15 protein-coding genes and 1 pseudogene are annotated in these 14,188 nt (G+C 32.9%); 7 read left to right on the top strand and 9 right to left on the bottom strand.

Going from position 1 to position 14,188, the window contains the following annotated elements; translation table 11 throughout:
- Window positions 1-256: 256 nt before the first annotated feature.
- Both ACZ0AH_RS02725 and ACZ0AH_RS02720 read right to left on the bottom strand, forming a co-directional pair.
- Entirely contained in the window at window positions 257-1,234 is a 978-nt protein-coding gene (locus ACZ0AH_RS02725) for a ribonucleotide-diphosphate reductase subunit beta (RefSeq protein ID WP_089353179.1), read from the bottom strand.
- Window positions 1,235-1,569: 335 nt separating this feature from the next.
- Window positions 1,570-2,139 carry a DUF3109 family protein gene (locus tag ACZ0AH_RS02720; protein WP_209564104.1) on the bottom strand — a complete coding sequence of 190 codons (570 nt, stop codon included), beginning with the start codon at window positions 2,137-2,139 and terminating at the stop codon, window positions 1,570-1,572.
- A gap of 407 nt (window positions 2,140-2,546) precedes the next feature.
- Here ACZ0AH_RS02720 and ACZ0AH_RS02715 point away from each other — a divergent pair, with 407 nt between their 5' ends.
- The 3 genes from ACZ0AH_RS02715 to ACZ0AH_RS02705 all read left to right on the top strand — a co-directional run bounded on the left by ACZ0AH_RS02715 (window position 2,547) and on the right by ACZ0AH_RS02705 (window position 4,038).
- The gene (locus tag ACZ0AH_RS02715) at window positions 2,547-3,125 is read left to right on the top strand and encodes a MarC family protein (protein ID WP_026983494.1); all 579 of its coding nucleotides are present in this window, start codon (window positions 2,547-2,549) and stop codon (window positions 3,123-3,125) included.
- A 105-nt stretch (window positions 3,126-3,230) separates the two neighbouring features.
- Window positions 3,231-3,431 (top strand): hypothetical protein, encoded by a 201-nt coding sequence (locus ACZ0AH_RS02710; protein ID WP_017496183.1) that lies wholly within the window; start codon window positions 3,231-3,233, stop codon window positions 3,429-3,431.
- A gap of 1 nt (window position 3,432) precedes the next feature.
- The gene (locus ACZ0AH_RS02705; RefSeq protein WP_463478083.1) at window positions 3,433-4,038 is read left to right on the top strand and encodes an FAD-dependent oxidoreductase; all 606 of its coding nucleotides are present in this window, start codon (window positions 3,433-3,435) and stop codon (window positions 4,036-4,038) included.
- A 191-nt stretch (window positions 4,039-4,229) separates the two neighbouring features.
- On the opposite strand, the gene ACZ0AH_RS02700 is transcribed toward ACZ0AH_RS02705, so the two are convergent.
- The 5 genes from ACZ0AH_RS02700 to ACZ0AH_RS02680 form a co-directional block, all read right to left on the bottom strand.
- Window positions 4,230-4,547, bottom strand: a complete 318-nt coding sequence (locus tag ACZ0AH_RS02700) for a hypothetical protein (protein ID WP_463474357.1) — start codon at window positions 4,545-4,547, stop codon at window positions 4,230-4,232.
- Window positions 4,548-4,624: 77 nt separating this feature from the next.
- Window positions 4,625-4,990, bottom strand: coding sequence for a nuclear transport factor 2 family protein (locus ACZ0AH_RS02695; protein WP_463474356.1), 366 nt, complete (start codon window positions 4,988-4,990; stop codon window positions 4,625-4,627).
- Window positions 4,991-5,008: 18 nt separating this feature from the next.
- Complete coding sequence (locus ACZ0AH_RS02690; protein ID WP_463474355.1) at window positions 5,009-6,586, bottom strand: S41 family peptidase; 1,578 nt, start codon at window positions 6,584-6,586, stop codon at window positions 5,009-5,011.
- The gene (locus ACZ0AH_RS02685; RefSeq protein WP_463474354.1) at window positions 6,587-7,018 is read right to left on the bottom strand and encodes a deoxycytidylate deaminase; all 432 of its coding nucleotides are present in this window, start codon (window positions 7,016-7,018) and stop codon (window positions 6,587-6,589) included.
- Between the two features lie 5 nt (window positions 7,019-7,023).
- Window positions 7,024-7,617 carry a HupE/UreJ family protein gene (locus tag ACZ0AH_RS02680; protein WP_463474353.1) on the bottom strand — a complete coding sequence of 198 codons (594 nt, stop codon included), beginning with the start codon at window positions 7,615-7,617 and terminating at the stop codon, window positions 7,024-7,026.
- A 170-nt stretch (window positions 7,618-7,787) separates the two neighbouring features.
- Here ACZ0AH_RS02680 and ACZ0AH_RS02675 point away from each other — a divergent pair, with 170 nt between their 5' ends.
- Entirely contained in the window at window positions 7,788-8,219 is a 432-nt protein-coding gene (locus ACZ0AH_RS02675; protein ID WP_463474352.1) for a tellurite resistance TerB family protein, read from the top strand.
- Window positions 8,220-8,417: 198 nt separating this feature from the next.
- Here ACZ0AH_RS02675 and fbp read toward each other — a convergent pair whose 3' ends face one another.
- Window positions 8,418-9,425 (bottom strand): class 1 fructose-bisphosphatase, encoded by a 1,008-nt coding sequence (gene fbp / locus ACZ0AH_RS02670; protein WP_463474351.1) that lies wholly within the window; start codon window positions 9,423-9,425, stop codon window positions 8,418-8,420.
- A gap of 228 nt (window positions 9,426-9,653) precedes the next feature.
- On the opposite strand from fbp, the gene ACZ0AH_RS02665 reads away from it, so the two are divergent.
- The 3 genes and pseudogenes from ACZ0AH_RS02665 (at window position 9,654) to ACZ0AH_RS02655 (ending at window position 11,908) form a co-directional block, all read left to right on the top strand.
- The gene (locus ACZ0AH_RS02665; RefSeq protein WP_463474350.1) at window positions 9,654-10,142 is read left to right on the top strand and encodes a GNAT family N-acetyltransferase; all 489 of its coding nucleotides are present in this window, start codon (window positions 9,654-9,656) and stop codon (window positions 10,140-10,142) included.
- A gap of 135 nt (window positions 10,143-10,277) precedes the next feature.
- Window positions 10,278-11,536: pseudogene (locus ACZ0AH_RS02660) on the top strand (aspartate kinase).
- 138 nt (window positions 11,537-11,674) lie between these two features.
- Window positions 11,675-11,908 carry a putative signal transducing protein gene (locus ACZ0AH_RS02655; RefSeq protein ID WP_463474349.1) on the top strand — a complete coding sequence of 78 codons (234 nt, stop codon included), beginning with the start codon at window positions 11,675-11,677 and terminating at the stop codon, window positions 11,906-11,908.
- Between the two features lie 45 nt (window positions 11,909-11,953).
- Here ACZ0AH_RS02655 and ACZ0AH_RS02650 read toward each other — a convergent pair whose 3' ends face one another.
- On the bottom strand, window positions 11,954-14,125 hold the full coding sequence (locus ACZ0AH_RS02650) for a TonB-dependent receptor domain-containing protein (RefSeq protein ID WP_463474348.1): 2,172 nt from the start codon (window positions 14,123-14,125) through the stop codon (window positions 11,954-11,956).
- Window positions 14,126-14,188: the final 63 nt, after the last annotated feature.

Below are 14,188 nucleotides of genomic sequence, written 5' to 3'. Positions count from 1 at the left end.
TTTTTTGGTTTATTGAAAAAATGAAAGTCACTAGAAAACGAATTCCGGGACTTAAACATTGTGTGTTTTTAATTTATTTTTTGAGAATTACAGCATTCTCAATAGCTGCCCTATTCCAATCTGAAATCAGACCGAAAAAGCGTTGAAAATTATTGAATCTGCGATTTGGGAAACGAGATTCTAAAATGTTTTTGTTATAAAATTGTAATCTTAGTTCGTGCTCATTTGGGGTAAAACACTAAACTATTTTTGTTGTCTAAAAATCTGCATCAAATGAAATTTTCTGAGCATCGCTATCGGTATTCATCACACCTGATTTTTGATACTCGGCAACACGTTTTTCAAAGAAATTAGTTTTTCCCTGAAGAGAAATCATGTCCATGAAATCAAACGGATTCGCTGATCCATATACACGCTCGCAACCTAATTCTACTAATAATCTATCTGCAACAAATTCCAGATATTGCGTCATTAAAACAGCGTTCATACCAATTAAACTTACCGGAAGAGATTCTGTAACAAACTCTCTTTCTATATCTAAGGCATCAACAATGATTTCTTTAATTCTGTCTTTTGGAACTTTGTTAATCAAGTGATGATTGTGCAGGTGAACTGCAAAGTCACAATGTACACCTTCGTCACGAGAGATCAACTCGTTAGAGAAAGTTAAACCTGGCATTAATCCACGTTTTTTCAACCAATAAATAGAACAGAAAGCACCTGAAAAGAAAATCCCTTCAACAGCAGCAAACGCAATTAGTCTTTCAGCAAACGAATCAGACTCGATCCATTTTAAAGCCCAGTCTGCTTTTTTCTTAATTGCAGGAAAAACTTCCAAAGCATTGAATAATTCTGCTTTCTCCGCTTCATCTTTCACGTAAGTGTCAATTAATAAAGAATACGTTTCACTATGAATGTTTTCCATCATGATTTGGAAACCATAGAAAAACTTCGCTTCAGCGTATTGAACTTCGTTTACAAAGTTTTCAGCAAGGTTTTCATTTACGATTCCGTCAGAAGCAGCAAAGAATGCTAAAATGTGTTTAATGAAATATCTTTCGTCGTCACTAAGTTTATTATTCCAGTCTGTTAAATCCTGATGTAAATCAATTTCTTCAGCAGTCCAGAAACTAGCCTCCATTTTCTTATACCATTCCCAAATATCATGATGTTTGATAGGAAAAATAACGAAACGATTCTTATTTTCTTGTAATATTGGCTCCACTTGTGACATGCTGTTTTATTTAATTTTTGTGTTGAATTTTTTCTTATTCAGAACGATTACAAAGATTGTCATTTATAGCTAAAAATGAAAGCCAAACTTATTCACAATTCGACGTAGTTTTTAACAACGCTGTTAAAATGAGATATTTTTCAGACAATATTTAAATTGTTGTAAATGAGGTATTTAAAAACACCAAACCCGCCTTAGGTGCTGTAAAATATAGACTTTTTATTATAAAAAGCAAGAAATTTTTAATTGTTTTTAAAAGTTTTTTTTAGAGTTAAAACTTTATTTTTAGAGTTAAAATACATCCTCTGAAAAACGTATTTTATACAATTATTTTCTTAAGAATTTTTAAGTTCCTGAGCTACTTTTTCAAGTTCCAAATACCAATCTTCACCAAAGCGGCGAATCAAGGCTTCTTTTACAAATTTGTAAACCGGAACTTCTAATTCCTTACCTAAAGAACAGGCATCATCGCAAATATCCCACTTGTCATAATTAACCGCAGCGAACTCCGTAAAGTCTTTTACACGAATTGGATATAAATGACAAGAAACCGGTTTCTTCCAATCTATAATTCCTTGATTGTATGCTTGCTCGATTCCGCAAAGTGCCGTTTTCCCATCAAAAATAACGTAGGCACAATCTTTTTCGTCTATTAATGGTGTTTCAAGATCGCCATCGGTTCCTTTTACCCAGGTTCCTTGCGCTTCGATTGCCGCAATTCCTTCTTTACGTAAAAATGGTTTCACTTTTGGATAAATTTCTTCCATGATTTTGGTCTCCGCTTCGCTTAAAGGCGCACCGGCATCTCCGTCAACACAGCAAGCCCCTTTACAAGCTGACAAGTTGCACACAAATTCTTTTTCAAGAATATCCTCTGAAATAATGGTTTTGCCTAATTGAAACATGATAATAAAGTACTGAAATTTATAAAGTGCAAAGATAAGCAAAGAAAACAGATATATTTTTATTCTTTTCTTTCACGCAGATTTAGCAGATTTAAGCAGATGATATAAGGATTATTTTATTTTAGATTTAAAAACGCAAACTTAAAAGCATTTTGTATTAACAAATTAGCCAGTAAAATTCAAAATCTGCCCAAATCTGCCAAATCTGCGTGAAAAATTTTTACATGATCCAAAAAAAATCTTTTGAGTGACCTTAGAATTGGTAATCCAAATTACATTTTGTTACAAATATTGTTTTTATAACAACATAAACGTGTTTTTATAACAAAAATACACCGTACCAAAAAAACACCTACCTTTATGATCTACCTTTGCAAAAAATTTTAAACGCTTAAAATCAAAGTAATATGTTAGAAATCGACTTTAAAGAAATAATTACTGTTGGAATGGTGCTTTTTGCTGTAATTGATATTGTAGGTTCTATTCCGATTATTGTGAATTTAAGAGCAAAAGTAGGACACATCGAATCTGAAAAAGCTTCTATTGTTGCCGGAATGATTATGATTGTGTTTTTATTTGTTGGAGAAGGATTATTGAACCTTATTGGTATTGACGTTCATTCATTTGCCGTTGCAGGTTCGTTCGTATTATTTTTTCTTGCCTTAGAGATGATTTTGGGAATCAGAATCTATCGTGACGAAGAACCGGGATCAGCTTCTATCGTTCCGTTAGCATTTCCATTAATTGCGGGAGCGGGAACTATGACGACTTTACTTTCACTTCGATCTCAATTTCATACCATAAATATTATCATTGCGATTTTATTGAATATCATATTGGTTTATATCGTTTTGAAATCATCAAAAAAAATCGAAAATTTATTAGGAGAAAACGGACTTGGCGTGGTTCGCAAGACATTTGGAGTCATACTTTTAGCAATTGCTGTTAAATTATTTGCCGCTAATGTTAAAGGTTTGTTCGTCTAACATTTATTTTTATAAATTTACCCCCAATAAAATTTGAATTATAACGTTTGACCGTAATTTTTACAAACAAACATTAGATTATTATTTTAGAAACAAACAACCATTATGAAAATTTTCACTTCAATCTTAGTGCTTCTCGCATTAGCTTTAATTGTTTTTAATATTACGTTGCTAGACTTTAAAAATCCTTTTCAGGGAGATAGTGTAGTTGCTTTTATTGGAATTGCAGCTTCATTTTGCGCCGTTTTGATTCTTTTGATTTTTAGAATTTCAAAAAGAATTGAAGAAAAAACGAATGGCAGATAATATGTTTGACGTTTTAATTATTGGCGGAGGCGTTTCGGGCATGTCTTGTGCCCTCGTTTTAGGTTCTGCCAAAAACAAAGCTTTTGTAACCGATAAAAAAATCGGAATTTTTACACATCAAAAAAATTCTTCATTACAAGAAGCAATTTTCTACAATGCTTATGGCATTACGCCAGGTAAATTAGGTTCTGATTTACTTATAGAAAGTACGCAGGATTTAGCCATGTCTTATCCGCATATCACTCAGATTCCTAATGAAAAAGTGATTAAAATTGAAGGTACATTTCCTGAATTTACCGTAATCACAAACAAAAATGCATACCAAACAAAAAGTATCGTTATCGGAATTGGTTCTGCCGATACTTTTGATATCGAAGGTTTGATGCAATATATTGAACCGCATAAAAAAGCATTACCTGAAAAACAACGTATTCAGCTTAAAAATGAAGATCACAAAGTTGCCGACGGTATTTATGTTATTGGAACTTTAGCCGGCTGGAGAAGCCAACTGGCAATTGCTGCCGGAAGCGGCGCTGCTGTTGCCACAGATATTCTTACTTTATGGAATAACGGCGTACAAACTCACACTCACGATAGCATTCGATAAAAATTCACTATAAAATTATTAAACCATATAAGGTATATAAGTTCATGTAAATGCTTTGCGCATAATTAAATGAACTTATATACCTTATATGGTTTGCTTTTTACTTAAACCAAAAATTTCTTTGCTCGCTGTATAAGTCTTTAATCAAGCGTAACGCTTATATACTTATATAATTTATATGGTTTAATTTTTTACTTAACCGAAACGATTTCTTGTACTTTCATATGTTTTTCGTCATCGGTTTTCCAGATTTCTCCTTTTAACGAAACCTGATCGCCTATTTTCAATTGTTTGTAGTTTTGTGGACCGCCAACATTTACAATACTGATTGTGGCTAAATAAACTTCTTTTGCATCAGTAGAAATTGTAGCCGTATAACCGTCCTTTCCTGATTCTATCGCATCTACTTTTCCTGTAATTGTATTATTGCTATTGTTTTTCATAGATGTGCAGGAAATTACAAAAGCCATTAAAATTAATAACGCGCTTATTCTTTTTAGATTTTTCATATTTATATTTTAAATGGTAAAGTTCGCTTAGTTTCAAGCGTAATCTATTACATAATACTTTAAAAAATTATTATTATTTATTGGAGGGCCGCACAGCTTCCGGCAATTACTTTCAGGCTTTCGCCGAATTGTTTCCAAACCCTGATATAACGAAACGCACCAGCAAGAGGATTATTGTCGTAAGTTCCTTTAAGAGAAACCACAACACTTACAACAGCCGTATCATCGATTATGTTTATAATTTGATCCGAAGCTTCTAAAGCATCAATTTTCATTTTTCCGGAACGATACGAATTCAAATCAAACTCTTTGGTAATCGTTTGACCGTCTGGTAAATTAAAAAGCAAATCATCATGCAGAATACTTTCCAAAGCCGAAACATCAGCATTTTTTATTGCAGTTAACAATTCAATTTCAGCGTTTACAATTACTTCTATTTCCATCTGATAAGAATTTAAGAATTACTTTTTCGGATTCAAAATTGCTTTAATCATGGCGTCTTCTTTCAAAATAACATCATAATAATACAATTCGCCATACAATTGTCGGGCAAATTCTGCTACGATATAACGATTGACTAAAGCTTTGGTTTTATCTAGTTTTAAATCTAAGCCGGTTACTAAAATATAGCTTTTGAACTTTTTAAAATATTCATCAGAACTTTTCATTTTGGCCAAAAACTCATTAAAATGAAGTCCTGCAAAAGCACTTCGGTTTTTATCCAATTCTTCAAAAACAAAATGACCTACAATTCCGGTTTGAAGCAAATAAGCAACATTTTCGTTTCCGTGTTCGGCTTCAATTGGCACAAAAATATCCGGAACAATTCCGCCGCCGCCGTAAACAATTTTACCTTTTGGAGTTTTAAACTTTAACGAATCGGCCACTTTTATACTGTCTTTAGCATAAAGTTCACCAGATTTTACACGAGATTCTGATTCTTTATAATATTCTTCGTTTCCTTTTTTATAGGGTTTCTGAATCGATCTTCCGGTTGGGGTATAATATCTCGCCACGGTTAATCTTACGGCAGATCCGTCGTTAAAATCCATTTCGCGCTGTACCAGTCCTTTTCCAAAAGAACGACGTCCAACAATAGTTCCGCGATCGCTATCCTGAAGTGCACCAGCCAGAATTTCACTTGCAGAAGCGCTGTTTTCATTAATTAAAACATATACTTTTCCCGTTTCAAAACTTCCTGCACTTGTCGCAAAAGTCTTTTCGGTTGTACCATTTTTATTTTTGGTAAAAACAATTAACTGTTTGTCTTTCAGGAATTCATCAGCAATTGCAATGGCTTCTTCCATATATCCTCCGCCATTATCACGAAGATCGATAACAAGCGATTGAATGCCGCTTTTTTGCAATCTTGCCAAACCTGTTTTGAATTCATTAAAAGTAGTTTCGGCAAAACGGTTGATTTTTATATAACCTGTTTTATTATCCAATAATAAAGAAGCGTCAACACTTTTTATCGGGATAATATCTCTTTTTACTTTAAACTTAAGTTTCTTTTGTTCTGATTTTCTAAAAACGGTCAATTCAATTTCAGAACCTTTTATTCCTTTTAATTTCGAAAATAAACTGTCTGAAGGCAAACTTCTGCCAAATAATTTCGTTTTTCCTGCAAATAAAATTCGGTCGCCTGATTTTATTCCGGCTTTCGCCGAAGGTCCGTTTTCGATTGGTTTTATAATCGCAACAGAATCTTTATACATATAAAAATTAATTCCGATTCCCACGAAATCCCCTTTCATACTTTCAGCCACTTCTGCTTGTTCGCTTGGCGGAATATAAACGGAATGCGGATCTAATTTTGATAAAATATTATCGACGGTAAGGTTTACAATAGAATCTGTATTGATGCTGTCGACATATTCGTTATTGATAAAATCAATGAGTTTATTCAGCTTGGTTTTGGAGTAATTTTTAGCCAAAAGCTGATCATCAACGGGAGCATTTATCACGCTTCCGAGGACTGTGCCAAGAGCAAAAACAGCTCCTATAACGATGGGTAAATATTTTGAGTTAAATTTCATTTATTCTTCTAAAACAGGAATATGTTCAACCTCAACACCCGCTTTTAATAAAAACTGAATCCCGGAATCGTCGCGATATCCATTATGGTACACCACTCTTTTTATTCCGGATTGATGAATCAATTTGCTGCATTCTTTGCAAGGCGAAAGCGTGATATACAAAGTTGCGCCTTCACAGGATTGTGTTGATCTGGCAACTTTCAGTATCGCATTTGCTTCGGCATGCAGAACATCCCAGCGTGTTAATCCGTCTTCATCTTCGCAGCAATTTTCAAATCCGGATGGCGTACCGTTGTATCCATCAGAAATAATCATTCTGTCTTTTACGATAATGGCTCCAACCTGTTTGCGCTTGCAATACGAGAGTGAACCCCATTCTGTGGCAATTCGCAAATATGCTTTATCGTATTTATTTAATTTTTTTATTTCCATTTAATTTATCTGTGCCAAATTGGGCTTTCAATAATCATTGGAACTACTACTCCAATAATAAAAGCCGACATTACAAGTGCCCAATCGCGTTTTGAAAAACGAAATACGGTTTGTACTATATATGATATTACTAAAACCACAAAAACCACAACTAATTGTGCCGCTTCGATCCCTAAAGCAAATTCTCCTAAAGGTAGTAATTTTGAAGTAGGTGATCCTCCTAAAATGGTTTTAAAATAATTTGAGAATCCAAGTCCGTGTATAATTCCAAAAAACAAGGTTACAAAAAACACCAGATTTAATCCATCATTTTTAGTTGCTTTTCCGGCAGTAAAAAGATTAAAAATTGCTGTTATTAATATGGTTATCGGAATTAAAAATTCTACTGTATTTACTTTTATTGCAATAATTCCGTAAACCGAAAGCAATAAAGCCAAAGTATGACCAATTGTAAAAACCGAAACTAAAAGTAAGATACGTTTCCAGTCTTTAAACAAATAAGGTGTTGTTAATGCGATTAAAAAAAGAACGTGATCGTAGGCGTGAATGTCTAAAACATGCTTTAATCCTATTTGAAAATAAATCCAAAATTCTGACATAGGGTTAATAATATTAAATGATTAGGGGTTGTAAACTTACGATTTATTTTGAAAAACTAATGAAGTGAAAACATTAAATCGACAGATAAAAATAAGTTAAATTTTATGAGAACTTTAAAATTAATAATTTAAAATAAAATTTATCTTTGCACCATAAAAAAACTATAATTATGTCATTTTCAGATTTATTTGATAGCGAATTCAAACAAAGAAATAAAGGCCACTTTTCAGCTATTGTTCGTGTAGCTTTAGCCGATGGAATTGTTCATCCTGAAGAGAAAAATTTCTTAGATAAATTAGCTGATCGTTTAGAAATTTCAGAAACTGAGTATGAAGAAATTCTTAACGATCCATTAAAATATCCTATCAACCCACCTTATTTACACGTACAGCGTTTAGAGCGTTTATACGATTTAACCAGAATGGTGCATGTTGACCATCATCTTGAAGATCAACAAGAAGTGATGTTAAGAAAACTAGGAATTGCTTTGGGCTTTACACCAAGCAACGTAAATTATATCATTGCAAAAGCATTATCATTAGTAGATAAAAAAGTAGATGCAGATACTTTTGTTTACGAAATGCAACATATGCATAAATAGTATTCAGTTTTCAGTCGCAATACACAGTGACAGTTTTCGGTCGACGGTTTACAGTTTTTGAACTGAGTCTAAAATTAAAATTAAGCGATAAACCCGACAGGTTTTTAAAACCTGTCGGGTTTGCTATTTCAAGTCCAGACTGAGGACCCAGACTGAGATTGTGACTGTAAACTGAAAACTGAGACTCAAAACTCGATACTACAAAGCTTCCGCCATAAACTGTTCTGCTTTTTCTACCATATTATAACTTCCGCAGAAAAAAGGCACTCTTTGGTGCAATTCAGTCGGCTGGATTTCCATAATTCTTCCAAAACCATCTGTTGCTTTTCCTCCGGCTTGTTCTGCTATAAACGCCATCGGGTTACATTCATACAATAAACGTAATTTTCCTTTTGGTGCTTTTGAACTTGTTGGATACAGATAAATTCCGCCTTTGATCATATTTCGATGAAAATCAGAAACCAGACTTCCAATATACCTTGAAGTATAAGGTCTGTCTTCTTCTTCTCTTTGACAATATTTAATATAATTTTTTACGCCTTGCGGAAAATGAACATAATTGCCTTCGTTTACCGAATATATATTTCCGTCAAGCGGAAATTTCATATTAGGATGTGACAAATAAAATGTTCCGATAGCAGGATTTAGCGTGAAACCATTTACGCCAAAACCGGTCGTATACACCAACATCGTCGAAGTGCCATAAATTACATATCCTGCTGCTACCTGATTTACCCCGGGTTGTAGAAAATCCTTGCTCGTTACAGGAGTTCCTATTGGAGTAATTCTTCTAAAAACTGAAAAAATGGTTCCTACAGAAACATTTACATCAATATTAGAGGATCCGTCAAGCGGATCCATTAAGATCACGTACTTATTATTATGACTGTTGTCGCTCCCCTGAACAGTAATAAAATCGTCGTTTTCTTCAGAAGCAATTCCACAGACAATCTCACGGTTTATTAACGTCTGGATAAATACTTCGTTTGCATACACATCTAATTTTTGCTGGTCTTCTCCCTGAACATTTTGTTCGCCTGCAGCGCCAATAATATCCACCAATCCGGCTTTGTTTACTTTATAGTTGACCACTTTCGCCGCCAAACGTATAGAGTTGATAATTCGGGAAAGCTCTCCCGACGAATACTGAAATGCTTTTTGATTCTCAATAATAAACTCTCCTAGTGTTTTATTGCGTTCTTCCATTACTATATCGTTGTAGTTTTATTTTTAAGTCACAAATATCGTTTTTTTTGTGAGAATGATTTAAAAATTATTTCGTTAGTTTGCTACTATTGTATATTTGCTAACTAAAGATGAAAGAACGTAGAAAAAATATACTTTTTTAGCTTATAACTCATTAATAATAAGAATATATGAATTTGCACCATTTAAAGCAATTCTATAAAGACCGAAAATAAATTTTTATATAATATGAATATTAGAAAAGGAAATCCCGAAGACATGAAATCGGTTTTGGGATTAATACAGGAGTTGGCAATATTCGAAAAAGAACCTGATGCCGTTGTTGTAACTGTTGATGATTTAGTACGTGACGGATTTGGTGATAAACCATTGTTTCACGTTTTTGTAGCAGAAATTGAAAATGAAGAACAGCAAAAGGAAATTGTTGGAATCGCATTATACTATTACCGATATTCTACCTGGAAAGGAAAAACAATACATCTTGAAGATTTAATTGTAAAAGAAAAAATGCGCGGCACCGGCTTAGGATCTGCGCTTTATGCAGAAATTATGCAACAAGGAAAAAGAGATAATGTACGAAGAGTCGAATGGAATGTTCTGGCCTGGAACACGCCAGCTGTAAAATTCTATGAAAATTCTGGCGCCAAAATTCTGGAAGACTGGCAAGTTGTTCAAATGGATGAAACGGGAATTAATTCTTTCTTAGAAAAATTATAAAAATATTTTGCTACAGATTATAGGATTTTAAAATCTGTGTCAAGTTTGCCACGAATTCACGAATTTTCATTCGTAAAGATTAAAAAAATAATTCGTGAATTCGTGGCGGAAAAAATTAAAAATCTAAAATTAATAATGAGAGTATTTAAATTTGGTGGTGCATCTGTAAAAGATGCTGATGGAATAAAAAACGTATATGACGTTTTACAAAAAGTGGGTTATGAAGATGTGATTTTGGTTGTTTCGGCTATGGGAAAAACCACAAATGCTCTTGAGGTTGTGATCAAAAATTATTTTGATAAATCGGCAGAGTTGAATTCATCTGTACAGGAAATAAAAAAATATCACAATCAAATATTATTAGATTTATTTGAAGATGAAAAGCATGATGTTTTTGCAGCTGTAAAAGCACAATTCTCTGAATTAGAATATTTTTTGGCACATAATAAATCACCAAATTACAATTTTGTTTACGATCAGATTGTAAGTTTCGGAGAATTGATTTCGACTACCATTTTAAGTCATTTTATGAATTATAAAGGGATTCAGACGCAATGGCTGGATGTTCGTAACTTCATAAAAACAGATGCAAATTACAGGGATGCAGAAGTGGATTGGGAAACGACGCAACAACTTATCAGCAAAAATGTGCCTAGAAAAATATTAAATATTACGCAAGGATTTTTAGGTGCTGACGAAAATAACTTTACCACAACTTTAGGCCGTGAAGGTTCTGATTATACGGCCGGAATTTTTGCTTATTGCCTAAATGCCGAAAGTGTTACAATCTGGAAAGATGTTCCGGGAGTTATGAATGCCGATCCGCGTTATTTTGAAAATGCCAGTCTGCTAAACCAAATTTCGTATCGTGAAGCTATCGAATTGGCTTTTTACGGCGCAACGGTTATTCACCCAAAAACATTACAGCCATTACAGAAAAAGAGATTCCGTTATACGTTAAATCTTTCATAAACCCTTTATTAAAAGGAACTTGTGTCTCTAAGGGTGTTGATCTTGAACCGCAATATCCTTGTTTTATTGTAAAAAGAAACCAGCTTTTAATTTCGCTTTCTTCTATTGATTTCTCTTTTATTATGGAAGAAAACATCAGCGAAATTTTTGCTTTGTTTCACGAATTCAAAATAAAAGTGAATTTAATCCAGAATTCTGCGATTAGTTTTTCTGTTTGTGTGGAAGATAAATTTGAAAATTTCAATGAATTGAATGCGATTCTTTCGAAAAAATTCAAAGTAGATTTTAATGAGAATGTAACTTTATATACCATTCGTCACTTTACAGAACAAGCCGCACAAACGGTTGAAGAAAACAAAGCCGTTTTATTGAAACAAGTAAGTAGAGAAACCATGCAGATTGTTACTAAAGAACTAAATTAATTCTGCTGTAAAAAAGGTAATTATAATTCAAACATATTTAAAGGCTTCGCTTAATTGTGAAGCCTTTTTGTTTTAATAGTTTTATATATTATATATTTGTGTACGAAAATACTATCAATTATTAATTATAAAAAAATTATGGTAGAAGTTCTTAGAGGTTCTTATATAGAGATAATGAGTATCAAAAATCTATTAGAAAATAATCATATTTCAGTTTTTATTGGTAATGAATATATGTCGAGTATTCAGCCTTGGTCAGTTTCTTCCGGAGGTTCTGCTTCCGCAGTTTTAAATGTAAAAGAAGAAGACTATTACAATGCAAAACAAATAATAACCGATTACAAGGATGGAAAATATACTTTGGATCTATAAACCATCACTGAGAATTTATAAATAATTATTTTTTTTTAAGTAAAATTATCTCGCCCGATTATTTTCCGTGTCTCCAATTTCAGATTTCTTATAATTTGTCTTTTTCGAATTTCCAAAACTATACGTTGCAATCAATTTGAAGTAATTTGTTGTATAGGTTCTATGGTAATAAATCTCCGTTTGTCCCACATTATAATTGCCGGAAACCATAAAATCATGAAAGATATCATTTGCTGTAAAATTGAGTTTTAAAGCATCTTTAAAAAAGTTTCTTTCGATTCCTAAAGTTACTGTTGACCGGTTATTATCTGTTCGTAATCCATAACTTTTATCGCCCAAATACCAGGCAAGCAATTGAATCCTGAATAAATCCGGAATCGTGATCGTATTATTCGAATACAAATATATTTGAGGTTTGACCGGACCTAAAGCATATCCGTAAAAATTATCTACAGCTTTACTTAAATTCATACTTATTGTATTGGTCGAATTCCACCATTTGACCGTAAATGATTTTGAAACTGACGCAAAATAAGTATGTTCTTTTTCTATATTCAAAGATCTTAAAATATAACTATTTGGAGTTTCACCTCTTAAAGCTGCTCCGCCAATAGGATCTATTTTATAAGTATAACCAATTTTAAAATCAAACTTTTTATACATTGCCCCAATTTCGAAAGCATGTACTTTTTCGGGCAATAAATTAGGATTTCCTTCTATAGTCGTAAACGGATCCTGATAAATAACATACGGATTTAAAGCCTGATATCTTGGTCTGGTTATTCTTGAAACATACGAAAAATGTGTTTTCCAATCATCAGAAACATCTATGTTCAATAATATATTCGGGAAAAAGTTTCCGTAATTCTTTTTGAATTTCTGAATTCCGTTTGCACTTGTATACAAATTATAATTAGTCCATTCGCCTCGGATGCCAACTGAAAAATTGAATTTCTCACCTACTGAACTTCCATAATTAAAATAAGCCGCACTACTATTTTCCACATATTTAAAATCACTCGAAAGTTTATCATCCAACTCAAAACCTGTTTCTTTTTGATCCGAAATCAGGAAATCTGTACCTGAATTTATTGTTGCATTACTAAATTTAATTCCAGTTTCCAGCTTTGTCTTTTCATCAATTTTTTTAGAATAATCTGCTTGTGTCATAATTATATTTATACCATTAGCTACATTATTCTTTAGAAATCGTTCGGAATTTATTTCATCAACTAAACTGTTTTCATCAATAAAATCCTTTATAGTTCCGTTATAATTAGAGTATTGCGTTGCTATAAATAATGAAGAACCTTCAAGATTTGTAAAATTATAATTCAAATTAACAAACTGGTTCAGCAACACATCATTTTTATCAATATCAGTTGCATAAAAGCTGTTTCCGGTATTATTTGTGATTGAATTTCGGCTTTCTACAACTCCGCCTAAATCTTCGATATTGGCGCTATAAGAAAACGAGATATAATTCTTCTCCGAAAAAGTATATTGCAATTCAAATCCAAAATTTGAATAATTATTAAACTGTCTTTTCCAATCTGTAGTCAATTCTGATCGCATATATTCATCAGAATTTGGTCGTGTTCTTGTCGTGTACAATAATTCCCGGCCTTTGCCTAATTGCAATACGTAATTGGTTATAAACGAAAATTTTCCTTTTGTATAATTAAAATCCAGAAGTGTATTTGTGCTTGTTCCGGCAAATTTAGAAACTGTTATCTGCTGACTTGCCGCGCCCATTATGCCGTTTTCAATATTTTTTTTGGTAATAATATTGATAACAGCTTTTCCTTCGGCATCGTATTTTGAAGACGGGTTTGAGATTACTTCAATCTTTAAAATCTGTGAAACCGGAATTGCGGCAAAACGTTCGTAATTAATTAATATTCCATTCAGGTAAATAATCGCTTCGCCTTTTCCGATTACGCTAATTTGTCCCTCGGCGACGACAACGTTAGGAACCCTTCCTAATAATTCGTTTACAGAACTACTAGTCGAAAGCAGCGTATTTGCGACATTAACATCGATCGTTCCGTTTGCACCATATTTTAATAATGGAGTTTGTCTTTTAATAACAACTTCATTTAATTCATTATTTTGGCGTACAACTTTGTCCGGAATTGTTGGTTTAGACTGTCCTTTTGCTGTTATTGCAAAAAGCAGACAATAGATATAAATGAAAACAGAAACGAGGAATTTCATAAGATTTGGCGATTTAAAATTTGACTTTCATGAAGACAAAAATCAATCGTTAATCGCAAAATG

Source organism: Flavobacterium sp. AC105 (genome assembly GCF_979258495.1).
This window is presented reverse-complemented; position numbering and strand designations above follow the sequence as displayed.